The 25,270-nt window shown below is 31.4% G+C and carries 27 protein-coding genes; 19 read left to right on the forward strand and 8 right to left on the reverse strand.

The genetic code is table 11. The annotated features are described in order from the left end of the window. Positions 1 to 677: 677 nt before the first annotated feature. Genes BKH44_RS05890 through BKH44_RS05945 form a run of 12 tightly spaced genes read left to right on the forward strand, consistent with a single transcriptional unit; the run spans position 678 to position 9,473 of the window. Entirely contained in the window at positions 678 to 1,991 is a 1,314-nt protein-coding gene (locus BKH44_RS05890; RefSeq protein WP_095271159.1) for an MFS transporter, read from the forward strand. A gap of 35 nt (positions 1,992 to 2,026) precedes the next feature. Beyond that, a complete protein-coding gene (locus BKH44_RS05895) occupies positions 2,027 to 2,950 on the forward strand; it encodes an NAD(P)H-dependent glycerol-3-phosphate dehydrogenase (protein ID WP_095271161.1) in 924 nt (307 codons plus the stop codon). Between the two features lie 25 nt (positions 2,951 to 2,975). After that, complete coding sequence (gene glyQ, locus BKH44_RS05900) at positions 2,976 to 3,887, forward strand: glycine--tRNA ligase subunit alpha (protein WP_095271163.1); 912 nt, start codon at positions 2,976 to 2,978, stop codon at positions 3,885 to 3,887. Further along, complete coding sequence (locus BKH44_RS05905) at positions 3,880 to 4,617, forward strand: Nif3-like dinuclear metal center hexameric protein (protein ID WP_095271166.1); 738 nt, start codon at positions 3,880 to 3,882, stop codon at positions 4,615 to 4,617. The genes glyQ and BKH44_RS05905 overlap by 8 nt, the downstream gene beginning before the upstream one ends. A gap of 9 nt (positions 4,618 to 4,626) precedes the next feature. Further along, on the forward strand, positions 4,627 to 5,334 hold the full coding sequence (locus BKH44_RS05910) for a zinc ribbon domain-containing protein (protein ID WP_095271169.1): 708 nt from the start codon (positions 4,627 to 4,629) through the stop codon (positions 5,332 to 5,334). 9 nt (positions 5,335 to 5,343) lie between these two features. Beyond that, positions 5,344 to 6,555 carry a lipid IV(A) 3-deoxy-D-manno-octulosonic acid transferase gene (waaA, locus tag BKH44_RS05915; RefSeq protein ID WP_095271172.1) on the forward strand — a complete coding sequence of 404 codons (1,212 nt, stop codon included), beginning with the start codon at positions 5,344 to 5,346 and terminating at the stop codon, positions 6,553 to 6,555. After that, positions 6,531 to 7,256 (forward strand): RluA family pseudouridine synthase, encoded by a 726-nt coding sequence (locus BKH44_RS05920; protein ID WP_095271175.1) that lies wholly within the window; start codon positions 6,531 to 6,533, stop codon positions 7,254 to 7,256. Before waaA ends, BKH44_RS05920 begins: the two co-directional genes overlap by 25 nt. After that, positions 7,237 to 7,653 (forward strand): hypothetical protein, encoded by a 417-nt coding sequence (locus BKH44_RS05925; RefSeq protein WP_095271177.1) that lies wholly within the window; start codon positions 7,237 to 7,239, stop codon positions 7,651 to 7,653. Before BKH44_RS05920 ends, BKH44_RS05925 begins: the two co-directional genes overlap by 20 nt. Beyond that, positions 7,653 to 7,979 carry a hypothetical protein gene (locus BKH44_RS05930; RefSeq protein WP_095271180.1) on the forward strand — a complete coding sequence of 109 codons (327 nt, stop codon included), beginning with the start codon at positions 7,653 to 7,655 and terminating at the stop codon, positions 7,977 to 7,979. Before BKH44_RS05925 ends, BKH44_RS05930 begins: the two co-directional genes overlap by 1 nt. 20 nt (positions 7,980 to 7,999) lie before the next feature. Beyond that, a complete protein-coding gene (lgt, locus tag BKH44_RS05935; RefSeq protein ID WP_095271182.1) occupies positions 8,000 to 8,845 on the forward strand; it encodes a prolipoprotein diacylglyceryl transferase in 846 nt (281 codons plus the stop codon). Beyond that, the gene (locus BKH44_RS05940) at positions 8,842 to 9,159 is read left to right on the forward strand and encodes an SMR family transporter (protein WP_095271185.1); all 318 of its coding nucleotides are present in this window, start codon (positions 8,842 to 8,844) and stop codon (positions 9,157 to 9,159) included. The genes lgt and BKH44_RS05940 overlap by 4 nt, the downstream gene beginning before the upstream one ends. Positions 9,160 to 9,161: 2 nt before the next feature. After that, the gene (locus tag BKH44_RS05945; protein ID WP_257842611.1) at positions 9,162 to 9,473 is read left to right on the forward strand and encodes an SMR family transporter; all 312 of its coding nucleotides are present in this window, start codon (positions 9,162 to 9,164) and stop codon (positions 9,471 to 9,473) included. 2 nt (positions 9,474 to 9,475) lie between these two features. Here BKH44_RS05945 and BKH44_RS05950 read toward each other — a convergent pair whose 3' ends face one another. Further along, positions 9,476 to 10,300, reverse strand: coding sequence for a DUF5718 family protein (locus BKH44_RS05950; protein WP_095271190.1), 825 nt, complete (start codon positions 10,298 to 10,300; stop codon positions 9,476 to 9,478). 137 nt (positions 10,301 to 10,437) lie between these two features. Between BKH44_RS05950 and BKH44_RS05955 the strand changes: the two genes are divergently transcribed. After that, on the forward strand, positions 10,438 to 12,375 hold the full coding sequence (locus tag BKH44_RS05955; RefSeq protein ID WP_095271193.1) for an acetate--CoA ligase family protein: 1,938 nt from the start codon (positions 10,438 to 10,440) through the stop codon (positions 12,373 to 12,375). Positions 12,376 to 12,405: 30 nt separating this feature from the next. On the opposite strand, the gene BKH44_RS05960 is transcribed toward BKH44_RS05955, so the two are convergent. From BKH44_RS05960 to BKH44_RS05985, 6 genes are all read right to left on the reverse strand, one after another. After that, positions 12,406 to 13,302, reverse strand: a complete 897-nt coding sequence (locus BKH44_RS05960) for an energy transducer TonB (protein WP_257842608.1) — start codon at positions 13,300 to 13,302, stop codon at positions 12,406 to 12,408. Next, positions 13,262 to 14,047 (reverse strand): hypothetical protein, encoded by a 786-nt coding sequence (locus BKH44_RS05965; protein WP_095271196.1) that lies wholly within the window; start codon positions 14,045 to 14,047, stop codon positions 13,262 to 13,264. The genes BKH44_RS05960 and BKH44_RS05965 overlap by 41 nt, the downstream gene beginning before the upstream one ends. 7 nt (positions 14,048 to 14,054) lie before the next feature. After that, positions 14,055 to 14,411, reverse strand: a complete 357-nt coding sequence (gene fliN, locus BKH44_RS05970) for a flagellar motor switch protein FliN (protein ID WP_095271199.1) — start codon at positions 14,409 to 14,411, stop codon at positions 14,055 to 14,057. 74 nt (positions 14,412 to 14,485) lie between these two features. After that, positions 14,486 to 15,124: an endonuclease III gene (nth, locus tag BKH44_RS05975; protein ID WP_095271202.1), complete on the reverse strand. Its 639-nt coding sequence runs from the start codon at positions 15,122 to 15,124 to the stop codon at positions 14,486 to 14,488. Beyond that, a complete protein-coding gene (locus tag BKH44_RS05980; protein ID WP_095271205.1) occupies positions 15,099 to 15,353 on the reverse strand; it encodes a FeoA family protein in 255 nt (84 codons plus the stop codon). Before BKH44_RS05980 ends, nth begins: the two co-directional genes overlap by 26 nt. Positions 15,354 to 15,411: 58 nt before the next feature. After that, positions 15,412 to 18,363: an AsmA-like C-terminal domain-containing protein gene (locus tag BKH44_RS05985; RefSeq protein ID WP_095271206.1), complete on the reverse strand. Its 2,952-nt coding sequence runs from the start codon at positions 18,361 to 18,363 to the stop codon at positions 15,412 to 15,414. On the opposite strand from BKH44_RS05985, the gene mltG reads away from it, so the two are divergent. The 5 genes from mltG to BKH44_RS06010 all read left to right on the forward strand — a co-directional run bounded on the left by mltG (position 18,311) and on the right by BKH44_RS06010 (position 22,428). After that, positions 18,311 to 19,240 (forward strand): endolytic transglycosylase MltG, encoded by a 930-nt coding sequence (gene mltG, locus BKH44_RS05990; RefSeq protein WP_095271357.1) that lies wholly within the window; start codon positions 18,311 to 18,313, stop codon positions 19,238 to 19,240. The two genes, BKH44_RS05985 and mltG, sit on opposite strands and share 53 nt — an antisense overlap. Positions 19,241 to 19,579: 339 nt before the next feature. Further along, on the forward strand, positions 19,580 to 19,894 hold the full coding sequence (locus BKH44_RS05995; RefSeq protein WP_095271208.1) for a 4Fe-4S dicluster domain-containing protein: 315 nt from the start codon (positions 19,580 to 19,582) through the stop codon (positions 19,892 to 19,894). An 18-nt stretch (positions 19,895 to 19,912) separates the two neighbouring features. After that, entirely contained in the window at positions 19,913 to 21,040 is a 1,128-nt protein-coding gene (locus BKH44_RS06000) for a 2-oxoglutarate synthase subunit alpha (protein ID WP_095271211.1), read from the forward strand. Position 21,041: 1 nt separating this feature from the next. Continuing rightward, on the forward strand, positions 21,042 to 21,869 hold the full coding sequence (locus tag BKH44_RS06005; protein WP_095271214.1) for a 2-oxoglutarate ferredoxin oxidoreductase subunit beta: 828 nt from the start codon (positions 21,042 to 21,044) through the stop codon (positions 21,867 to 21,869). Between the two features lie 4 nt (positions 21,870 to 21,873). Next, on the forward strand, positions 21,874 to 22,428 hold the full coding sequence (locus BKH44_RS06010) for a 2-oxoacid:acceptor oxidoreductase family protein (protein ID WP_095271217.1): 555 nt from the start codon (positions 21,874 to 21,876) through the stop codon (positions 22,426 to 22,428). A gap of 35 nt (positions 22,429 to 22,463) precedes the next feature. Here the strand turns inward: BKH44_RS06010 and BKH44_RS06015 are convergent, their stop codons facing one another. Further along, complete coding sequence (locus BKH44_RS06015) at positions 22,464 to 22,976, reverse strand: DUF302 domain-containing protein (RefSeq protein ID WP_095271220.1); 513 nt, start codon at positions 22,974 to 22,976, stop codon at positions 22,464 to 22,466. Between the two features lie 268 nt (positions 22,977 to 23,244). On the opposite strand from BKH44_RS06015, the gene BKH44_RS06020 reads away from it, so the two are divergent. Then, positions 23,245 to 25,266, forward strand: a complete 2,022-nt coding sequence (locus BKH44_RS06020; RefSeq protein ID WP_095271222.1) for an ATP-dependent helicase — start codon at positions 23,245 to 23,247, stop codon at positions 25,264 to 25,266. The last annotated feature ends 4 nt before the right edge of the window (positions 25,267 to 25,270 follow it).

Below are 25,270 nucleotides of genomic sequence, written 5' to 3' on the forward strand. Positions count from 1 at the left end.
CAAAGCTAGGCAATATCAATCAATATGGAATGATAAATCTAGGAGCTAGATGGAAGTTCTAAAACCTTCAAGGTTTTGGATTCAATAAGTAGTTTTAGTTCATTGAAAGATTGGAAATAATAGATTTAATAGATTTGATAGTTTTAATAGATTTAGATTAGATAGATTAGATAGATTAGATAGATTTGATAGTTTGATTTGATAGATTCAATAGGATAGATAGGATAGATAATCAATACATATTGATAGTTAGATTTAACAGATAGATTTATTTTTAAAATAAATCTTTGTTTATCAAAAACATATTCTTTAATTTGTTTGGTTTTTTTATTTTATTTAGCTTATTTGTTTATTAAAATACAAACCACCCCGTTATACCCAAAAATGCTAAAAATTCATAACTATGCTTGAGATCCTATGTTGTTAATTAAAAAAAAATGGGGAGGGGTGTTTATAAAATTTAATCTATATTACTTGCTAATACAATAAGTCTTAAAAAATATTTTAAAATTTTTTATTTGGTTTCAATAACCAACAGATTTGCCTATCTTGATTTAAATCTTTAAGCAGCCAATGATTTTAGATGAAAAAAATTTAAGTAAAAATACAAATTTTTAAATTATAATATCTCTATTTTTATCTTCATAAAATCAAACTCTTAATAAAGGGCAAATAAAATGAAAATACAAATCAAGGATAATGCTCAGAAAAGAACTCTCAATAAACAAGACATCAAAACGCTTTCGCTTTCATCTTTGGGAGGAACATTAGAATTTTATGATTTTATTATTTTTATCTTTTTTGCAAATGTAATCTCTCATTTATTTTTCCCTACAAATCTAAACCCTTTTTGGAGTTCACTTAATACTTATGGTGCATTTGCTGCAGGGTATTTTGCTAGACCCTTAGGTGGTATCATCATGGCACATTTTGGAGACAAAACAGGAAGAAAAAAAATGTTTATGCTTTCAATATTGCTTATGGTTATCCCTACTTTTTTAGTCGGTATATTGCCTACTTTTGAAGTGATTGGATATTTTGCTCCTACAATCTTATTGCTCGTGAGGATATTGCAAGGTATTGCCATTGGTGGAGAGCTACCGGGTGCTTGGGTATTTATTTCTGAACATGTCAATAAAAAACATTTGGGATTTGCATTAGGAATCCTAACAGGATGTGTAGTAGGTGGAATCTTGCTAGGCTCTATTGTAACTTTTTTCATCAACATTTTATTCACAAGCGAACAAATAAGTAATTTTGCTTGGAGAATCCCTTTTATTTTAGGAGGGGTATTTGGTATTATCTCCATTTTTTTGAGGAAATATTTACAAGAAACACCTATTTTTAAAGAAATGCAAGCAAATAAAACTTTAGTCAAATTACCTATTAAAGAAGTTTTAAAGACCTCTAAAATTGGCATATTGATCTCTACTCTAATGACTTGGGTACTTACAGGCTGCATTATTGTCTTGGTTTTATTGATGCCAAATATGATGCAAAAAATCCTTCAAACCCCAAACATAAATATCATATTGATTCAAATGCTCACAATATTTAGTGTAGCTCTTGGTTGTATCATTTCAGGAATCTTAGCAGATAAATTTGGCATTGCTAAAACTTGCTGTACTTTTGGAGTGGCTTTTAGTATCTCTAATCTGATTTATTTTCATAATCTATATAGTGGAGGGGTTGTTTCAAATATTTTTATTTGGTATGTGTTATCAGGATTTTTCGGTGGAATAATGAATTTCACACCTTTGATAATGGTCAATATCTTTCGTCCAAATATTCGATTCAGCGGATTATCTTTTTCATATAATCTTGCTTATGCATTATTTGGTGGACTTGCACCTATCCTTGTGATTTCCTTAAGCAATTATAACCCAATGTGGATAGGATATTATTTAGCATTTTTAGGCTTTATTGCTATCTGTGTAGGTTTATACTTACAATTAAATTCCTTTAATAAATCTCAAAATCCATTTATATGATAAAATACCTTTAACTAAAAGTCTTAAGAGGTAAAATGAAAATCACAATTTTTGGTGGTGGAGCTTGGGGAAGAGCCCTAGCCTTTGCTTTTGGACAAAAAAATGAAGTTTGTATTGTCTCTAGAAGAGATATTTCATCTTTATTGAACCCATCAAACAATATCAAAAATATTAATATCTCACAATGTTCACTATCAAAGAGTTTAGATTCTGAATATTTTGTGATTGCTATCACTGCTCAAGCTCTAAGAGAATGGTTTGAAAAGACTTCTTTGAATAAAAATTCAAAAATATTATTAGCAAGCAAAGGGATTGAAGAAGGTAGCGGGTCTTTTGTGAGTCAAATTGCTCAAAATTTCCTACCCATAGAAAATCTTTGCTTTTTAGCAGGTCCTAGTTTTGCAAAAGAAGTTAATTTAGGACTACCTTGTGCTTTGGCAATCCATTCAAATAACCCTTTTCTAGCACAAGAGTTTGCTAATCTAATGCCCACATTCATTAAACCTTATATTAAAGATGATATCATTGGAGGAGAAATAGCAGGTGCTTATAAAAATGTAATTGCTATAGCTGGAGGAATTTGCGATGGACTTAGGCTTGGTGAAAATGCCAAAGCTTCACTCTTATCACGTGGCTTGATAGAAATGTCTCGATTTGGCGAATACTTCGGGGCAAAAATGCAAACATTCTTAGGTCTATCAGGTGCAGGAGATTTATTCTTGAGTGCAAACTCATTACTTTCAAGAAACTATAGGGTTGGCTTAGGCTTAGCTCAAAATCAATCTATTGAAAACATCTTGAGTGAAATAGGAGAAGTAGCCGAAGGTATCAAAACCTCCAAAGCAATCAATCAAATCGCACAGAAAAAAGGTATATATACTCCTATTGCCACAGAAGTTCAAGAAATCATTCAAGGCAAAAGCCCCCTAGAAAGTATGAATACTTTAATGAAGAAATGAAATTATTCCCCAACAAAGGACATTTATGCCTACAAATAAAAATAGCTTTTCAGACATTTTGCTCAAGCTTCAAGATTTTTGGAAAAATCAAGGATGCTTGATCGTCCAACCTTATGATATACCGGCAGGAGCTGGCACTTTTCATCCTGCGACCTTGCTCCATAGTTTAGATAGCAAAGCTTGGAGTGCGGCATATGTAGCCCCATCAAGACGTCCTACAGATGGGAGATATGGACAAAATCCAAATCGACTAGGCAGCTATTATCAATTCCAAGTCATCATCAAACCTAGCCCTAAAGATATTCAAGAACTTTATTTAAAAAGCCTTGAAGTTTTAGGACTCAATACTAAAGAACATGATATAAGATTCGTTGAAGATAACTGGGAATCTCCCACTCTTGGTGCTTGGGGACTTGGATGGGAAGTATGGTTAGATGGAATGGAGATCACACAATTTACTTATTTTCAACAAGTAGGGGGTATCACTTGCGATCCTGTGCCTGTCGAGATAACTTATGGCGTCGAACGTTTGGCAATGTCTATTCAATCTGTAGAATCTATTTTTGATATCCAATGGACAAAAAAATCTGATAATACCATCATAAATTATGCTGATGTACACTTAGAAGGAGAATACCAATTCAGCAAATATCATTTTGAAATCGCGGATATAAAAATGTTATTTGAATTATTTGAAAAAACTCAAAACGAAGCAAAAAGATGCCTTGAAGCAAATATCCCTCTTGTGGCATATGATTACACAATGTTAAGTTCACATTTTTTCAATATTTTAGATGCTAGAAAAGCTATTTCAGTCACCCAAAGACAAAACTATATCCTAAAAATTCGTGAAATTGCTAAGGGCTGTGCAACCCTATATAAAGAACAAGAAAAAGAACGTGAAGGAAGGCTAAAAAGGATTGAGCACAATGAATAAAGTTTGTGAAATTTTCGATCTACTCAATATAATTTCTCCTTTTGAACTTCAAGAAAATTGGGATAATAGTGGACTCAATCTTGGAAGTCAAGAACAAGAATTTAAAAATATTTACGCCTGCTTAGAAATCAACACTCAAATTGCCAATGATGTTTTGCCTCAAAGCCTTATTATCACTCATCATCCTTTGATCTTCAAATCGCTCAAATCCTTTGATTATGACACATATCCAATCAATATTGCCAAAATACTCATAGAAAAAAATTGTTCTTTAATCTCCTTGCATACGAATTTTGACTGCACCCACCTTAATCATTATTTTGCAAAAAATATTTTAGGCTTGAAAAATCTAAAGCAAGATGGTTTTGCTCTGAGCAAAAAAGTATCAAACTTAGACTTTATGTGTCTGGTTAAAAATATCAAAAAAACTTTAGATATCCCTACTATAAAATACACGAAGAGTTCTGATAAAATTGATTTTATATCTGTAGTTTGTGGTGCAGGTTCATCTTTTTTATATCAGAGAAAATTACCTAAAAATTCTTGCCTGATTACAGGTGATATCAAATACCATGATGCAATGATAGCAAAATCGCTCAATATCAGTCTTATTGATGTTGAACATTACTCAAGCGAAAAATTTTTTGCACAAATTATAGAAACTATTTTGAAAACTAAGGGTTATCAGGTTATAATTAAGGATTCTAAGAATCCATTCGCATACTTATAAGGACAATATATGAACAAACATCTTGAGCAACTCATTCAAATCTCAAATCTTGACAAAGAAATTGATAGTTTAGAGCCTAAAATTCAGCTCAAAAGAAGTGAATTAGATAAAACTATCCGTTCCAAGGAAATAAAACAATCAGAATTCCTCAATCTTGAAGAAGAAAAAAAAGACATCAAACTTCAAATTTTGAGGAATGAGCAAGTGTTACAAGATGTGAGTGTAAAACTAGAAAGTATTTATAAAAAAATATCTGAAGTTCGTTCTGAAAGAGAACTCAAAGCACTCAACATAGAAGAAGAAATTGCAAAAGAACAATCCTCTCAAGCCAATCAAGAAATTCAAAGACTTCAAAACACACTGGATCACAAATCTCAAACTCAAAAAATAATTCAAGATGAGATTTTAAAACTTGATGAAGTCATAAATGATCTTGAAAAAAAAGTAAGCAAAGATATTGAAGAAATCAAAGCACAGCAACAAGAAATATTTGATAAAAAACAAAAACTTATCGTCATGATGGATCAAAAACTCATTAGTTTTTATGAAAAAGTCAGGAAATGGGCTAAAAATTCTAGCGTTGTCCCAGTCAGAAAACAAGCTTGTGGGGGCTGTTTTATCAGGATAAATGATAGGGTATATACAGAAATTATCAAAAGCACAGATATTATTACTTGTCCACATTGTGGTAGAATCCTATATGAGGAAAGCAACTAAAGTAATTTAATGTTTGTGGTGATATATTATTTTATTTTCTTTTGCGTTTATATTATCTCAATCCCTTTGCTACTTGTAAATTCACTAAAATCCAAATACAGACAATCTATACCTGTAAGATTTTTTTTAAAAGATTTTTCGCTATGTATAGATCCTCATTATTGGTTTCACGCTTGTTCTTATGGAGAAATAAAATCCTTAGAACCTATCATTATGGGGATGCCAAAACAACCTATTCTAATCACAACCATTACTCAAACAGGTTTTGAACTAGCCAGTAAAACCTATGCGAATCATTCATACATACAGATAAAATACCTTCCTTTTGAAATCTTCATACCTTTTTGGAAAAATAGATTAAAGTCACTAAAAACTCTTGTAGTAACTGAAGCTGAATTATGGTATTCTTTCTTCTTCATAGCTAAAAAAATCAGTGCAACCACAATGCTTATTAATGCTAGGATTTCAACCCATTCCTATCCTAAATATAAAAAATTTGCTTGGTTTTATAAAAATATCTTTAAACTAGTTGACATTACCCTTGCACAAGAACAAAAAGATGTCTCCAGGCTCCAAACATTAGGAGCAAAAAATATAAAAATATTTGGTAATCTCAAAATCCTCTCAACTCCAAAAGTCAACACTCATTACCCCAAAAGTTCCAACCCAACAATAATAGCTGCAAGCACTCATTATGGAGAAGAAGAGCTAATTTTAAAAACTTTTTTAGAATTAAAAAAAACCATCCCAAACATTTGGCTCATTGTGGCTCCTAGACACCCTCAACGTTTTAATGAAGTAGCAAGATTGATAAAAAAAATACAGCCAACATCATTCACATTCAAAATCTTTTCACAAAATGGTTTTGATTCAAATTGTGATATTTTACTGATTGATACTTTAGGTGAACTCAATAACCTTTATCCAATAGCAGATATCGTAATTTTAGGGGGTTCTTTTGCTAAAATAGGTGGTCATAATCCACTAGAATGTGCATTTTTTAATACCAAGCTTATTAGTGGTCCTCATATTTTCAATCAAACTGCTTTATTTGATTCCATTGATGGCTATAAAATCATAGAACAAAATCAATTATATAAAACTCTAGAATCCTATCAATCTCTACCAAAAACTAGGATCAAAGATCAAAAAAATAAACTAAATACTCTGATTACAATCATCACAAAGGAAAATGAATGGAAAAAGCCTACAAACTTTTAAGCATTCAAGAAAAGATATCTAATAAAAAAGCTAAATCCCTTATTGATGAAGGACTCATAACCTGCAATGGTAAAAAAATCACTATTGCACGTTCAGAACTTCCTGATAATTCAGTGTTTAAAATCACCACGCTTGAAAAACCAAAAATAATCTTTGAAGATCAAAATATCTTAGCCATCAATAAACCACCTTTTATTGAAAGCTATCAACTTGCCGGAATGTTCAAAAACTGGACACTCCTACATAGACTTGATAAAGAAACAAGTGGCGTTATCCTACTCACCAAAAAAGATACTCCCTTTTATTCAGAGGCAAAAACAGCTTTCAAAGAGCAAAAAGTCTATAAAGAATACCTTGCAATAGTAGAAGGTATTATCAGCGAAGAATGTGAAATAAATAAACCCATACTCACTATCAAAACAACCCATGCTAAAAGTAAGATTTCAAAAGATGGCTTGAATGCACAAACATATATCAAACCTATTCGTCTGATTGGCAAAAAAACCCTAATTCAAATTATCATCAAAACAGGTCGCACTCACCAAATAAGAGTCCACCTCAAAAGCATACAACACCCTATCATTGGAGATATGCTTTATGGGAACTCAAATGCAAAACGTTTAATGCTCCACGCCCATAAAATATCTCTTCTAGGATACAACTTTACTTCCGAAGCCCCTAATGAATTTCATCAATTATAAACTCTACTCAAATTTTAAAGAAGTTGATGTATTGATTGAAAAACTACCCACAATACTCGGGTTAGAAGACACACATAACATCAGTCTAGTACTTTTTGAAGTACTTGCTAATATTCTTGAGCATTCTATTTGTAACTATACTAAAGATAACATTTATCAAGGGAATTTGAAATCAAAAAAACAGCCCATTAATCTCAATTTCAACATCCAAAACAATGAACTTGAAATAATAATTTGCTACAAAATCTCCCCTTACTCAAAACCAATATCAAAAAAACCAATTCAATATTCCAATCAAAATGGCAAAAAAATAATACAATACTTCTGCAAAAAATACTCTCATCAAATCACAGGAAAAAAGATTATTGAAAAAATCTTTTTTACTATAGGAGAATAATGGATATTTCAATAATTCAATTACAAAAAAATGAATTTTTCATAAAATATAAAGGAAAAATCAAAACCTATCATGATTTTTTAGAATTCAAAGAAGAAATTGATCCAATCATAGAATCTTTTCAACAAGAACCTAACAAGACACTAGAAATATTTTTTATCAATACTTATCCAATGAATTCTTATGCAATAGGCTACCTGCTTAAACTCAAAGAAAATGATGAAATAAATATTAAAATCAGCACCAATGATTACAAGCTCATTAATTTATTCAAAATGCTCGGATTAGACAAAAAATTTGAAATAAATATCAAACAAATAGAATAAACAACTCAAAAAGGACAATAATGTATAGTGTTTGGAATGAAATTTACACAAAATTTAACCCAGTGGCTTTTGAAATATTTGGAATTCAAGTGCATTGGTATGGTATTGCTTATGTACTCTCATTGCTTGTTGCTTTGTATGCAGCAAAAAAATTTATTAAAAATGATCCCAAAAGATTCCCTATATCAAACAAAAACCTTGAAAGCTATTTCATTTGGGTGGAAATTGGAGTGATATTAGGTGCAAGGATTGGATACATAATCATTTATGAACCTGATACTTTATATTATCTGATCTATCCTTGGCAAATTTTCAATCCATTTGATACGCAAGGGAATTTTATAGGGATTCGTGGAATGAGCTATCATGGAGCATTGATAGGATTTTTAATCGCCTCCATACTTTTTTCTTACAAGAAAAAAGAAAAATTATTAGTTTATATGGATTTGGTGGCATTAAGCGTCCCAGTTGGCTATATCTTTGGGAGAATAGGAAATTTTCTTAATCAAGAGCTATATGGACGTCCTGTGCCTGAAAATGATATTTTAGGTCAAAAAATTGGGATTTTGGTCAATCATGTTTTAAGATATCCTAGTCAACTGATTGAAGCATTTTTAGAAGGAGTAATAGTTTTTATAATAGTATGGTTTGGAAAAAAAATATTCAAAACACAAGGCATACTAATTGTCATATATGGTATCTCTTATGGTCTTATGCGTTTTATCGCTGAATTTTGGCGTGAACCCGATCCTCAAATGGGCTATTATCTGTTCCACTTGAGTATGGGTCAAATCCTAAGCATAGCAATGATAATCTTATCTTTTATATTATTGCTATATATCAAAAAATCTGAAAATTTAAAATGAAAGCATGGATATTTTTATTGATAGCCATTATCACAGAAGTCCTAGCAACTATTTCTCTAAAAATATCTGAAGGGATGCTGTGGGGATATGCAACAATGAGTTTTTGCATCATTCTATCGTATTGCTTTATGGGACTTTCTATCCGTAGTATACCAGTAGGGACTGCCTATGCAATTTGGGAAGTCATAGGATTATGCTTGGTTGTAATCATAGGAACAACCGTATTTGGAGAAATACTCACATTGAATCAAAAAATAGGGATTGCTATTGGTATTATTGGTATTATCCTCATCAATATAAGTGAAAAAAAATGAGTATTTATTTTGTTTTCCTCATCATCGGAGCTTTTTTAGATGTGCTTGCCAATCTGTTATTGAAGAAATCTGAAGGTTTCAAAAACAAATCTTTAGGTATAACTGCCATTATCCTTGTTTTAGGTGCTTTCAGCACACTTTCTTTTACCATTCAGGTTATCCCTTTGAGTATAGCTTACTCTATATGGGGAGCTTTAGGCATCATTGGAACGATCATTGGGGGGCATTTGTTTTTTAATGAAAGGCTTGGGATTATTGGCTGGATTGGAATGCTTCTTGTCATCATTTCAGTAATTTTATTAAGCACTTCTTGAAATCATTTGACTTCTTGACAAATAATAGAAATATCTTTTAATTCTGTAGGAATACACTTTTTATGAACAAGACTCTTTATCTCTTCAATAGTATATTCTTTATGATTGAAAACAACTATAGCAATCTTATCCCCTCTTTTTAAAAATCTTGTTTCAGCAAGATGTGTATAACGCGTAGCTCCGATCGCAATAATGATTTTTGAAGGATAATTTGATTGTTTGAGTATTTCACTCAAATCTTCTAGAACTGAAAATTCTTTTTGTGTATTGAGCTTATTTTTTATCCAATCTATGAGCTTTTGATAAAAATAACTATAGCTAACAAGTTCGCTACATTCTCCATATAACTCTATTTTATCATCAAACATCAAAAAAGAGGCTAATGAGTAATCATCACAAATACCTCCATGTGCAAAGCAATCAATAGGGATTTTTTTACCCATAGCTTTAGAGCCTGGTGAAAAATTTTTCTTTTGGGAGAGTTTTTTCGCATTCTTATCGTTCCTCACAGAAGCATCATTAAAAGCCATAAAAAATTTTGGGATAACTTCAATAACCTTTTGATCTTGGTATAAAAGTTCACATTCAAGTGCAACTTCTGGCTCTGCTTGAACATTAAAACTAGGGTCTTCAGGTAAAATAATAGCCTGATTATTAATACAATATCTACCCAATGGCGTAGCACTCTGTGGAATATAAAAAGGAAAAATGCCCTTTGGTGCACCATCTTCATCAGCAACTATATCGGAAAAATCATTAGATTCACCTGCTTGCTCTAAATGATTAGCAAAATTTCCAGCTACGCCAAATCCTAAATATTCTTTCATCATCTTTCCTTGAAATTTTTTGATGTCAATCATACACCAATTAAAAATAATTTTTGATAAAAAAATAAAAACTTATCCCACAAACTTAAAAATTAATCTATAATACAAATATAAGCAAAATATACGAAGGAAATTATATGACAGAGAGCGAATTATACCAATGGCTCGGAAAATATGGGATTAAAACACCTAAATGTAAAGTTCTAGGAATGGAAGAAGAAATAAATATTGATTTCTTCCCAGCTGTTTTAAAAATCCAATCTCCAAAAATAGTTCATAAAAGCGATGTAGGTGGTGTTATTCTCAATTTAAACTCTAACGAAGAACTCAAAAATGCCAGAGAAAAAATGAAGGAAAAAATACAAAAAGTGCATAATATTCCACTTGATGAAAAAGACTGTTTCATAATTACACAAATGATTAATGGGGAAGAATTATATGCAGGAACCGTAAAAGATCAAACCTTTGAAGATGTTATCCTTTTTGGCAAAGGAGGTATTTATTTAGAGCTTTACAAAGATATATGCTACATTGATTCAAAAGCTCAAGAAGATGAAATTTTACGAGCCTTTAAAACAACTAAAATCTCAAAATTATTTGAAGGTTATCGAGGAAGCACACATCAAATAGATGAAGTCATTAAACTCATCAAAAATATTCAAAAACTCATTGAAGAAAATCCAGATATCAAAGAACTAGATATCAATCCACTCAAACTAACAGCAAAAGGACTTATAGCTGTAGATGCTCGAATATTAAAAGAAACTCCTCAAATCAAAAAATCAAAACCCACTAATCGATATAATTTCCTGCATAATGAAAGAATAGTCATCGTTGGTGCAAGCACAGATAAAACAAAAGTTGGCTATGCTGTAGCAAAAAATGCTATCAATTTTACAGGGGAATTGTTTTTTGTCAATCAAAAAGGTGGTGAATTACTTGGAAAACCTTTATTAAAAAATATTGATGAGATAAAAGGTGATATTGATACCGCTGTATTAGCGATACCTGCCCCATTTATAATACCAACTATCCAAACACTTGTTAAAAAAAATCTAAAAAATCTCATTGTCATCACAGCAGGATTCAAAGAAAGCGGTCACGAACAAGAAGAAATTCAAATAGGACAACTCGCCAATCAAAATAACTTCAATGTATTGGGTCCAAATTGTTTGGGATATTTTAATAGCACTACTGACCTCAATCTCACCTTTGGAACAGGCAATCTCAAAAATGGTAGCTTGGCATTTATATCGCAATCTGGTGCAGTATTAGCTGCATTAATGGATAGTGCAAATACACTCAATATTGGTTTCTCTCATATTTTAAGTACAGGGAATGCTGTAGATTTAGAAAGCTCCGATCTCATCCCAATGCTACAAAAAGATGCAAATTGCAAAAGCATTTCAATTTATCTGGAAGGCATAAACAAAGGTAAAGAATTTTTAGAAAGCATCCGTAATTGTTCCAAACCAATATTCTTATTCAAATCAGGCAAAAGCGAAGAAGCTGCGAAAGCAGCATTTTCGCATACTGGCAATTTGAGTGGTAATTACAATATGTTTGCAGGATTGATGAAAAGCCTAAATGTTCGTGTAGTTGACAATATTGAAGCACTTATCCTAAAACCAATCTTTCATAACAATAAACAAATTGCTATCATCACCAATGCAGGTGGTCCTGGCACTGTATTAACAGATTCAATCATAGCTAGAGAAAAAAATCTTTATTCCTTAAAAAAAGAAGATATTGAAGCTTTGAATAAAGTTTTACCTTCAAATTGGTCTCATAACAACCCTATAGATATTATCGGTGATGCACTTGCTCAGAGATATGAATCAACTTTGGATATTGTAGATACATTTGATGGACTTGATTATATTTATATGCTCATTACACCTCAAGATATGACAGATCCTTTAGGCTCTGTGAAGATACTCAAACAAAAATCCTATAAACATAAAGTTGTCCCAATACTTATTGGTGGTGAGATTGTCCAAAAGGCTAAAGATTTTTGCAAAGACAATAAAATCCTATTTTTTTCAAGCATTACAGAAGCAACTTCTTTCTTATAACCTTACAACAGAGCTATATATTAAGTTCTATTACCTAAACATAAAGTACCTAACTCGTATCCTTATCAAGGTGGTCACACTTGGACGAGGATAATCCTTATAAGCTATTTCAATAGTCTTAAGACTATTCCTATCTAAAATAATAGAGCCAGACTCATCAAGAATTTTTAAACCTGTAATATCCCCATTAGGGTGGAGATAAAATTCTATAGCATTTTGCCCATCTTGACCCAAATAAGCTGCTGTTCTAGGGTATTCAAGATATTTTTGAGTGATCCTTCCAATTTCACGCAAATTGTTTTTTATAAAATCTTTTTCTGCACTACCCAAATCTCCAAATTCTTCCCCATAAAGATCATCAATATCTTTTTGTGTTTGAGGATCAATTCCTTTATTGTCTTCATTGCTCATATTAGCCATTTGTGCTGGAGACTCAAAAGCTAAAGCCTGTTGCCTAGAAAGCAAAGAAAGATTTTTTGGATCAATATAATTTTTTTGATATTTATCCAATGCTTTATGGAGAGAATCTCTTTGTTTTTTTTTCTGTGTGGTTTTATCTATTTTTTCTGTTTTATTCTTTTGTTCAGTTTGACTTTGTTTTTTTTGCATATCTGGCTGCGTATTGGATTTTGGGATTTGGGCTTGTGAAGGTTGAGATGCATTTGAACTCTTCGCTGCAAGACTTGGAGGAGGTGCTCCAGGTTTTTGTTTGTCAGGATTTTGGGATTGACCTCTTTTTAAAATAAGCAAATTACTTGCATCAATTTTTTCAAAATGTGGTTTTTTACTTAAAGTAAATTTACTCAAACCATAAACAAGCATTACAATTAATAAATGAAGCAATATAGAAACAAAAAGTGCGACAATAAAACGTTTTTCAGAACTCTTATCGTGCATTTTTTGGTTTAAAGCCTTGTTTTTCTTCAAAAGATTCCAAAAGGTCAACATAAAAATTTTTGTCACTCTCAACATTGTCAAGACTGATTTTATCAATCATAATATTTTGTCTATTTCCCAACAATAAGATATATTGATAGTTTTGTTTTTGTAGCAAAACTATTTTATTATTTGAATCAATATTTTTAGAAGATATGATTTGAAAATCATTTACATTAGATTTATGATTGTCAAAATATTTAAGATTAAATTTCTTCCTAACAATCAATAGCATGATAATCAAAAAAGCCATAACTCCTAAAACTAACCAATATTGATAATTATCTTTAATAAAATATTTTTTTGAATCTTTGGCTGCTTGAGTCAATTTAACTTCAGGAACTCTATGCATCAACACATTGATATGATCTATAGAATCTTGTGGTAAAAAACGAACCCTCAGTATTTTTCCATTTTTTGATTTCGCTGCTTGAATCTCAAAACCGTCATTTCCTTTTGGGACAAGATAAAGATTATCATTCTTTGAAAAAATATTTATTGAATTCAATACAGAAGATTTGAATGTTTTTTCCCATTTTTCACCAAAAGAAATATTTTTAAATACAATAATCTTTTGATTATCCAGCAAAAAAAACTGAACCCTAGAATCAAAAGTTTCATCAAGCAATAACAATACATCAAGATTTTTATCTTGCTTAAAAACTTCAATATTTTTCAATACAGCACTCTGAGCAATGAATATTGAACTGATTAATAGGAGCAATATTTTTCTCATAATAAAATTAAAAATCCTTTGTCAAATAATAAACAATAGCATTAGAATCTAAAATTTCATTGAGCCTGATGGCAAGATTTTTTTCATATACCATCACTTCTCCCTTACCAATTATCCTACCATTTACAAAAGTATCAACACTCTCACCTGCAGGTTTTTGCAAATCAATAATCGAACCTTTTTCAAACTTGAGTATCTCGCCCAATGGGACTTTTGTTGCACCCAATTCAGCCATAAAAATAACCTCCATATCTAAAAGACCTTCATAATTATTCATCAAATCTTCAAGATAGGTAGCCAACTCAATATCTTTTTGAGAATGGATTTTTTGTTTATCTAAAATAGAGTTTTCTTTTTCGCTCATCATAAACCTTTTAAACCATAAAATTTAATTCCTTGTTATCTGGCAAATTTACTGATTATACCGAAATATTTTATTTATACTGGTTTGAAATTATTCTTTGAAATACAAAAATCCTTTACAAAACAAATGTTGCAATCAGGCTTAAGAGCCTTACAAATATATCTACCAAATAAAACAAATGCTTGATGCAAAGTACTCAAATCGGTTTTAAAAAGCTTGGTAAGCTCTTCTTCTGTTCGGATAGCTGTTTTTGCATCACTCAATCCAAGTCTGTGAGAAGTACGGAAAACATGCGTATCTACTGCCATATAATTAGCTTCAAAATACTCTATCAAGACTACATTGGCTGTTTTTTGTCCTACACCTGAGAGGGTTTTAAGCTCTTCTTGAGTGGTAGGTATATTGCCTGCAAAATTATTCATCACTTGATTTGCCATTTTAATGAGATTTTGTGCTTTATTATTAAAGAAAGAAACAGATTTTATCAATTCTTTAACCTCATCAATATCAGCTTTTGCCAAAATATCTACAGATGGATACTTCGCAAATAAAGCTGGTGTTACAATATTGACTCTTTTATCTGTACATTGTGCTGAAAGCATTACTGCGATCAAAAGCTCATAAATATTTCGATATTTAAGCTCGGTTTTTGCATCTTGGTAATGTTGCAAGAAAGATTTTTTGATTTTATCTATTTTCTGTTTTTTCGTCACGAACAAAGCTCTCTACTTGAATATATTTTGCTTCTCTATCCCTCAAAGCAACTTGAGATTCATTGATAGAAATAGCAAGCGTTGACTTCTTGGTAGTACAATGCAAAAGTGTAACAATAGCATCTTTTGTAATACCAAAAGAAATGAAACGATTTTTCAAAGCATCATCACAAAATTCAATTTTATTTATCCTATAAGTTTTGCCTTGTTCACCTTCATCAAGTGTCATTATCGACTCCTATTAATGCAAATAAGTTTTAAAATTATTATAATATCAAATATTAAATTTATTCTTTCTTCATTTCATTTCTTATTTCATCAACAATAATATCAATGGGCGTAAATAGTCGCTTAAAAATATTGATTGGAGCCTTAATAATATCTTCAGCTAGAGTGATTTTTGTATTAGGTTTTTCTAATGTGCCATTCACAATCACATTCGTTGATATTTTTCCTTCATTTCCTAGTATGAGGTAGCCAACAATAGGTATTTTATTGATAATATTACTGAAATTTTTTATTGTAGATATGGTGAGAGTCATATTGATATCATCTGTTCCAAGCTCAATAATTCCATTTCCATTAACATCCATTGAACTGCCTGTAATATCTATATGTTCAAACCCTATATATTTAGAATTGATAGCAAAAACAATATTTCCTTTTTCAATCTTATAGCCATCGACTCCAAGATTTGGATCTTTAAATACGATGAGTGAAGGTATAGTATCAATAAGATTGACAAGATTTTGCAAAAGAGCAAAATCTTTAAAAATAGTATTTTGAAGCTTCAATTGAGCGTTGAACACATTATCTTTATAAACTCCTAAAAGTGTATAAAGACCCCCTTTGACTATGTTTTTATTCAGAACTTGATTGACAAAATCCCCACTAAAATTATTTGCCCTTATATAAATATTGTCATGAATAATATCAACATTAACCACTCCATTTTTATAAGTACCATCTATCGCAACCCTTCCATCTTGTAATTTTAAATTAGTATTATCAAGTAAGATATGGTGTTTTTTATAAGTAATATCTATAGCATCTGTTTGAATTGTCGTAATGACAGGCTCAATATTATGCAAACGTTCATATTTTTGTTTTTCTCTGATAAAATGAGTTTCATCGATGATTTGTTGCTGCGTGTATGATTGTTTTTCACCATCACTATCAAAAACTTCTTTGATTGCAGGGATTTCACTCTTGATAAACTCATCAAGATTAAAATCTAAGCCTTTCAAAGTAAGATTTTTTTGTTCTCCTTTGACATCTAAAAAAATATCTCCATTCAATGCAGATAATTCCATTCCTTGTTTATTAATCTTGCCTGAAAATGATATATTTCTTATTGCCTGTCCATCTTTTTTATACAAAAATGGAGTATCTAAATTAAATAAATTCCCTTTAAAATCAATCTTCTCAAAATCATTGGTATCAAGACTGACATTTCCTTCTTTTAAGGATAAATAATTCATAATTGGAGAATAAGGATAAAATTTGCCCAAATCTCTCAAATTAATTGAATACAAATCTCCTTCAATCAAGCCATCAACTTCAAAATCTGGGATATCAAAAGCGATTTTTTGAGGATCTGAAAAATCTATATTGATAGAAAAATTTGAGAGCGTATCACCAGTAGCATAAAAAATATCTTTAGTAAAATTCGCTTTTGCCTGTGTTTTAATAGAATCAATAATTTTTCTTTTTAAAGTTTGAACACTTGATGGCTGCGATGAAAGTGGTGTTATCTGATAATCGCTTTGTGTATGAGGAGTTTTAGACTCATCCTCTTTCCTCTCTTTTGATACAATTTGTGTTTGTGAATCATTTTTAAGGCTCTTAGTATTCAAATCATTATTAGTACTGACTTTAATTCTATGAATATTAGTGTCTATATGAAGATTTTTATCCATCAAATTCAAAGCAACTTTTACATCCATATCACTCATATTTTCATATTTGGTATGAATACTATCAATATAAACATACTTATATTGAGGAGTAATATCCAAAGAAACATCTGTATTTTCAGAATACAAAGGTATACCATAAAGAGAAAAATCACTTTCTTGTGTATGTAAAACCCCCTTCACATTCACAATAGGATCAGAATTTTGTAAAAATTGTAAAGAAAGCTTAATATTTGTATCAATAGGAGAGCTAATACTATCTATAGGTAAATCAATTTCATAAGCAGCCAATAAATCTCTAATAGATTTCAAATAAAGGGCTTTTTGAGAAACAATATCAATATCAAGCTTGGGAGAATCAAGCAAATTAGAAAGTACGAGATTAGAACCATTCAAATCAATACCATCATAAAAAGGATCTTGCATATTTATAAAAATCCTTCCTTTTTCTGCGTTTACAACAACTTGCTTTGCAATAATTGGCTTGAGTCCATCCTCAAGATAGACTTGTGGATCTTCAACCTCAAGCTTAACATTGGCTGTTTTTACGATACTTGAAAAAAAATGATTTTTATTCAAATCAATCAAAAAACTAGCCGAGATAAGACGAAAGCTTGAAAATTGTATTTTGTCAAAAATCCAAGATTTAAATTCTTTGTTAGGAATTTTTTCCAAATAAGGTTTCAAATAATCAATATTTTTGATTGTAGAAGTTTTAGCTTTAAGGCTAAGAGATTTTAGATTAGTAATACCTTGTAAATAAAGAGTATCTTTTTTCATTTCAACAGATGAGAGTATCAAATCAAAACCTAGCTTCTTGCTTTGTGTTGAATAAATAATATTCCCATCTGTACGTATACCAATATCTTTAAAAATAAGATTAAGTATTTTGAGATGAATGTCTTTATTATTATCCTTAATAGCAAAATTTGCTTGAATATTAGGAAATTCAATCTTATATTGCTTGCCATCATACATAACAGAAGCTTGATTATTGTTGTCAAGTATAATATTTTTGATAAAAAATTTCTGAAAATAAGAAATAGCCCAAATCCCATATTTGATATTTTCAGTAAATTGCTCTATGTCAAAAGCCCCATGACTTGGATTGGTAAAATAAGAAGAAACATCAAGTCTATCAACATCTAATATAAGTTTATTGTCTAGTTTTAGGTATAATCCACTTACATCTACTTTTCCAATTTTTAGATTTTGAATATGAAACCCATCGGATAAAATTTTATAACCTGTAGAAAGAAGTATAAGGACGATGACAAAAAATACAACAAGACTCAATATTTTTTTTGATACGATTCTACTCATAATAATGTCAATCTTTTTTTATTTAAGTATTCCTATGTATTCAAGCAGTGTTATTTATATGCCACAAGGATCAATTAAAAGCATTATATCATATTTATCAAAAAATAATTTTGACATCAATGGCTTTGATAAGTATATTTTACGGATAATGGGTAAACCTCAAAGCGGTTGGATAGATATTGGTCATACTCAATTGACAAAAGGAGATTTTTTATACCGTCTCACTAAATCTAAAGCAGCTCTAAAAGACATTACCTTAATTCCAGGCGAAACGATGTATTTTTTTATTCAAGAAGCAAGTAAAATCTTCAATCTTAAAGAAAAAGATCTTTGGAATGCTTATAATCGCTATACTTCCTTCCCAGATGGTGTTATTTTGCCTAATACTTACAAAATGCCACTAGGAATCAGTGCTAATTATTTCATGCAATACCTCATTAATCAATCAATGATGAAACATAAACAATTAGCCATAAAAGTTTTAGGACGTTTTGATGAAAAACAATGGTTTCGATATGTAACATTAGCATCCATTGTCCAAAAAGAAGCAGCCAATAAAGAAGAGATGCCCATTATTGGAGCTGTAATTTACAATCGTATCAAAATAGGTATGCCCTTACAAATGGATGGGGCACTCAATTATGGGCAATACTCTCATTTAAAGGTCACTCCTGAACGTATCAAAAAAGACACAACTCCTTACAATACGTACAAATATAGGGGTATACCACCATATCCTGTTGGGAGTGTGAGCATGGAAGCAATCTTATCTGTCATCAATCCTGCAAATGTCAAATACCTCTATTTCGTCAAAACAAAGAAAGGAACCCATATATTCAGCACCACCTACAAACAACACCTAAAAAATATTAAGTAAATATAATTTTTACTTAATTAAAGTGTTTTTTAAGTTTTTTTATACGAAACTAGCATTTGAAATTTTGAGCTTGACAAAATCGTATTTCTCTTGGATTTTCGCACAAAATTTCTTGATTTTAGAATATTTTTTAGAAAACCTAAGTTTTTAAAGTTTGATCTTGAGTTTCTTTGGATTCTAAAATTTTTTATAGAAAGATTTACAAAAATGCGTCAGAGTTTTATTGAAATTTTTATGTTAGTATTTTTTTGATTTTTAAATACCAAAACCAAAATAAAAGCGGATTACAAAAAATTCTAACCGATTTTAATAATTACCTCTCAAATAAAAGGAGATAAAATGTCTAATATGATCGCTCCAAAGGATATTCCTGTATGGGTAAATGAAGATCGTTGCAAAGGTTGCGATATCTGTGTATCTTTATGTCCTGCTGGCGTTTTGGGGATGAAGCTAGATGTCAACAAAGTATTGGGTAAGATTGTCGAAGTAGCTCATCCAGAGAGTTGCATAGGATGTACTGATTGCGAATTACATTGTCCAGATTTTGCTATATATGTAGCAGATAGAAAAGAATTCAAATTTGCAAAAGTCTCACAAGAAGCTCAAGAAAGAGCCCTAAAAATTAGGGCAAACAATTTTATGTTACTGAACTGAAAACAATAAGGGAAGATAATGCGAGAAATTATATCTGGCGGGAATGAATTAGTGGCAATGGCTGCAATTGATGTAGGCTGTAGATTTTATGGAGGTTATCCAATCACACCCTCCTCTGATATTATGCACCAAATGAGTGTTTTGCTACCTCAATATGGTGGACATTTTATCCAAATGGAAGATGAAATCAGTGGGATTTCAGTTTCATTAGGTGCAAGCATGAGTGGTGTAAAATCAATGACTGGAAGCTCAGGACCTGGTATTTCACTCAAAGCAGAACAAATAGGATTAGGCTTTATGGCTGAAATCCCTCTTGTAATAGCAGATGTTATGCGTTCAGGACCTTCTACTGGGATGCCTACTCGTGTAGCACAAGGTGATATTTCATTTATCAACCATCCTACTCACGGTGATTTTAAAGCCGTAGCACTAGCTCCTGGAAATTTAGCAGAATCTTACACAGAATCTTTTCGTGCATTCAATCTAGCTGAAGAACTTATGACGCCTGTGTTTATATTGATGGATGAAACGATTGGACATATGTATGGGAAAACTTATATCCCTGATCTGGAAGAAATACAAAAAACTATTGTCAATAGAAAAACATTTGATGGCAATCCTAAAGATTATCAGCCTTACGGAGTATCTGAAAATCAACCTGCTATTTTAAATCCATTTTTTAAGGGATATCGCTATCATATCACTGGACTTCATCATGGTCCTATTGGCTTCCCCACAGAAGATGCAAAAATGGGTCAAGATCTAATCAATAGGCTATTTGGCAAAATAGAATCTAGGATTGATGCCATCACTAAAAACGAAGAATTAGACTTAGAAGATGCAGAAATTGCCATTATTGCATACGGATCAGTCTCCCTAGCAGTCAAAGAAGCAATGGTGGAAATAAAAAAACAAAATGGCAAAAAAGTTGGTCTTTTTCGTCCAATAACTATCTGGCCTAGCCCTCAAAAACAAATCAAAGCTTTAGGTGAAAAATTTGAAAAGATTCTAGTCATTGAACTCAATAAAGGTCAATACCTTGAAGAAATTGAAAGAATCCTACAAAGAAAAGTCCATTTTATGGGGCAAGCAAATGGTCGGAGTATTTCGCCTGCTCAAATTATTTCTAAAATAAAGGAGCTTTAAGATGGCATTCAATTACGATGAATACTTAAGAGTAGAAAAAATGCCCACACTCTGGTGTTGGGGATGTGGCGATGGTGTGATTTTAAAATCAATAGTAAGATCAATTAATGCACTTGGATGGGATATGAATGATGTTTGTTTAGTCAGCGGGATTGGGTGTAGTGGCAGGATGAGTTCCTATGTAAACTGCAACACTGTCCATACTACACACGGTAGAGCCGTAGCTTATGCTACTGGCATCAAAATGGCAAATCCAAATAAACATGTTATTGTAGTATCAGGAGATGGTGATGCCTTAGCCATTGGGGGCAATCATACAATGCATGCTTGCAGGAGAAATATTGATATTAATTTTGTTTTGGTGAACAACTTTATCTATGGATTAACCAATTCACAAACTTCCCCAACAACCCCACAAGGAATGTGGACAGTCACAGCCCAATATGGAAACATAGATAATAATTTTGATCCTTGCCAACTTGCTGCAGCTGCTGGAGCAACCTTTGTAGGCAGAGAAAGTGTTCTTGACCCTAAAAAAATTGAAAAACTAATGACTGAAGGCTTCAAACATGAAGGATTTAGTTTTTTTGACATTCATAGCAATTGCCATATCAATCTGGGACGAAAAAACAAAATGGGTGAAGCAATCCAAACACTCAAATGGATAGAATCCCGTACAGTTTCTAAGAGAAAATATGATGAATTTAGTGAAGAAGAAAAATCAGGCAAATTCCCCACTGGTGTTCTAAAACACGATACAAGTAAAATAGAATATACTCAAGCTTACAAAGAAATTATCAAAAAAGCCCAAGCAAAAGGAGGGCATTGATAAAATGGAAGCTCAATTACGATTTACAGGAGTTGGCGGACAAGGTGTTCTGCTCGCTGGTGAAATCCTAGCAGAATCTAGAATCCGTGCTGGAGGCTATGGCATTCAAGCTTCCACCTATACAAGTCAGGTTCGCGGAGGTCCAACAAAAGTTGATATCCTTTTAGATAAAAAAGAAATCCTCTATCCTTATGCCAATGAAGGCGAAATTGATTTTATGCTCTCGACAGCACAAATTAGCTTTAATCAATTTAAAAATGGTGTAAAAACTGGTGGTATTATCGTCGTCGAACCAAACTTAGTTTTCCCCACAGAAGAAGATTTCAAAAAATTCAAAATCTATAAAATCCCTATCATCACTATAGCCAAGGAAGAAGTCGGTAATGTCGTTACCCAATCTGTAGTTGCTCTAGCAGTTACAGTTACTTTTACAAAATGTGTTGATAGAGAATTGGTTTACAATACAATGATTAGTAAAGTCCCAGCCAAAGTTGTAGATGTAAACAAAAAAGCATTTGAACTAGGTGAAAAATATGCTTCAGAAGCTTTAAAAGATTGATTTAAAGTAGGCTTAGCCTACTTTAGTATGAGAATTTATTGCACAAGATAATTAGTAAAATCCTCATAAGATTTATCCATATCTTTTATAAACATATTTTCCTCTTCTTTTGAAAAACCTAAATCTTTGGCATAAGTAGAAGGTTTGATGTATCCAACAAATACCTTTCCATCTCGCTCATAGACCAAAACCTTCATTGGTAATACCATAGCTACATTAGGAAATTTTGTCATTGTTTGTGTGCCTACAGCAGGATTACCAAAAACAATAACACTTGTAGGAGGTAAGATTTTGTTAAATTCTTTTGCAGCAGCAGAATGATCCAAAATTGAAAAAAGCTTTATTTTCTTTTGTTCAATAAGATTTTTTGCACGTTGCATAGTCGTAGTAAAATCATATTTACTTAATTTTAAGCTCAAATACTTTGGATTGTATTTAGCAATACTCGCAGGAGCAACTTGCAAATCTTTCATCTTATCAACTTCTTGTATAGGATGAGCAAATGCAAAACTCCCCAATACTAATGCAACACTTACAAACTTCCTCATATAAAACTCCTTATTTTTTAGAAATGAATTATTCTAATCAATTTAATTTAACATTTGTCTACAAAACAAATCCAAAAAATAAATATCTTCGGTCTAAATTTATGACGATTTTTTCAGATATAGTTTAAAGCTCAATTTTTAAAATATTCTTTTTAAATTTTAAAAAGAATATTTTAAACACTTTAGCCTATAATTACTCCTTAAATCCTATATTAAAGGCATGCCTTGCTCTATAAAATTAATCTTTATTCTTATAAAAGCCCATACAATGAAAAATCTCCAGCTAAATACTGAACAAAAATCAGCTGCGACAGCCCCTATGGGACATAATCTAATTATTGCTTCAGCAGGAACAGGTAAAACATCAACTATTGTCGGCAGGATAGCCTATTTACTTGAATCAGGTATCAGTCCTAAAGAAATCTTATTATTAACTTTTACTAACAAAGCAAGTGTGGAAATGATTGAACGTGTAGCCAAGATATTCAGTAAAAAAGATGCTAAAGAGATTGAATCTGGCACATTCCACGCTGTTGCTTATCGTTATCTTAAAGAACATTTCAAAATCTCACTCAAGCAACCAAGAGAACTAAAAATCCTCTTCAAAAGCATTGCAGAAAAAAGAATCTATCTTCAAAGGAATAATACACAACCTTATTCTGCGCAATACCTCTATGATATTCATTCTCTATATCTTAACTCACAAAAAAAACAAAATTTTGAACAATGGCTCATAAAAAAATCACCCGAACAAGCTATTTATATACCAATATATGAAGATATATTCTATGAATTCTCTGTTTTAAAAAAAACATATGGTTATGCAGACTACAATGATCTTTTGATACTCTATAAAGAAGAGATGTCAAAACAAACCAATCCTTACCAAGAAGTCTTATGTGATGAATATCAAGACACAAATCCTCTCCAAGATTCTGTCATCAATGCAATCAATCCTCCAAGTTTATTTTGTGTAGGAGATTACGATCAAAGTATTTATGCTTTTAATGGAGCTGATATTAGTATTATCAGTAATTTCACTCAAAAATACCCAAATGCAAATGTTTTCACACTCAAGAAAAACTACCGCTCTTCTTATGCAATATTAGACTTAGCAAATAAAATCATCCAAAAAAATGAACGTATTTATGAAAAAAACCTTGAAGTCGTAAAAAAGGGGGATTACACACCTCCAAAACTACTTGTTTATGATGAATTATTCCTCCAATATCAAGGAATAGCACAAAAAATTGCCACAAGCAATTACAACCTTGATGATATAGCTGTGATTTTTAGAAATAATGCAAGTGCTGATGGTTGTGAAGCCTCGTTAAGAGAACTAGGTATCCCTTCTAGACGAAAAGGAGGTATTAGTTTTTTTGACACCAAAGAAATATCTTTAATGCTTGATATCTGCTCACTATTCTATAATTCCAAAGATATGATGGCTTATATTCATACTCTTAGCTATGGAAATGGTATTGGGAATTCTATTGCCAAAGAAATTTATGAATCCTTAGATATATTAGGCGAACATAATATTAAAAATGGTTTATTATCTCCGAATAAAAACATAAAACCATATCCTTCTAAAAGTAAAAATATTCAATTAGGATTATTTGATGACTTTTTTACACTCCAATCATCAGCAAGATTTGATGACTACCTTCCCCACAAATTCCGCTCTCATCCAATACTTTCTCACCCAAAACTTAATAAAGAAGGAGCAATCTTTTTGGGTAATTTTTTTGATATGTATGAGCAATCCCACCACATTCAATCTCCTACTGAACTCATTAAAAAGATCCAACAATCTTCTTTTTTGAAAGTTATCATAGAAAATCTCAGCAAAGAAAGAGCGAAAAATAAAGATGGCACCCTGAATGAAAACACTCGTATTCAAGCCCTTGATAAAATCAATCGCAAAATAACCCTACTTAAAGATCTATCAAAAAACTACAATAATATTGGACGTTTCTTAAATGCAATGATACTTGGATCAAGTGAAGCTAGTGAGGGGAGCGGGGTAAATCTTTTGAGCATCCACTCAAGTAAAGGTTTAGAATTTCGAGATGTGTATATTATTGACCTAATGGATGGGAGATTTCCTAATCGGAAACTAATCTCTAAAGGCGGGAGCATTGAAGAAGAAAGGAGATTGTTTTATGTAGCCATCACAAGAGCAAAAGAAAATCTATACCTTTCTTATGCCAAAAAAGATGCTATTAAAAATTTTGACTATGAAGCTTCTATTTTTTTATACGAAGCAGGTTTGCTTAAACCAAGTTGATTCA

The sequence above is a fragment of the Helicobacter sp. 13S00477-4 genome, assembly GCF_002272785.1.
In the GTDB taxonomy this organism is placed as follows: Bacteria; Campylobacterota; Campylobacteria; order Campylobacterales; family Helicobacteraceae; genus Helicobacter_J.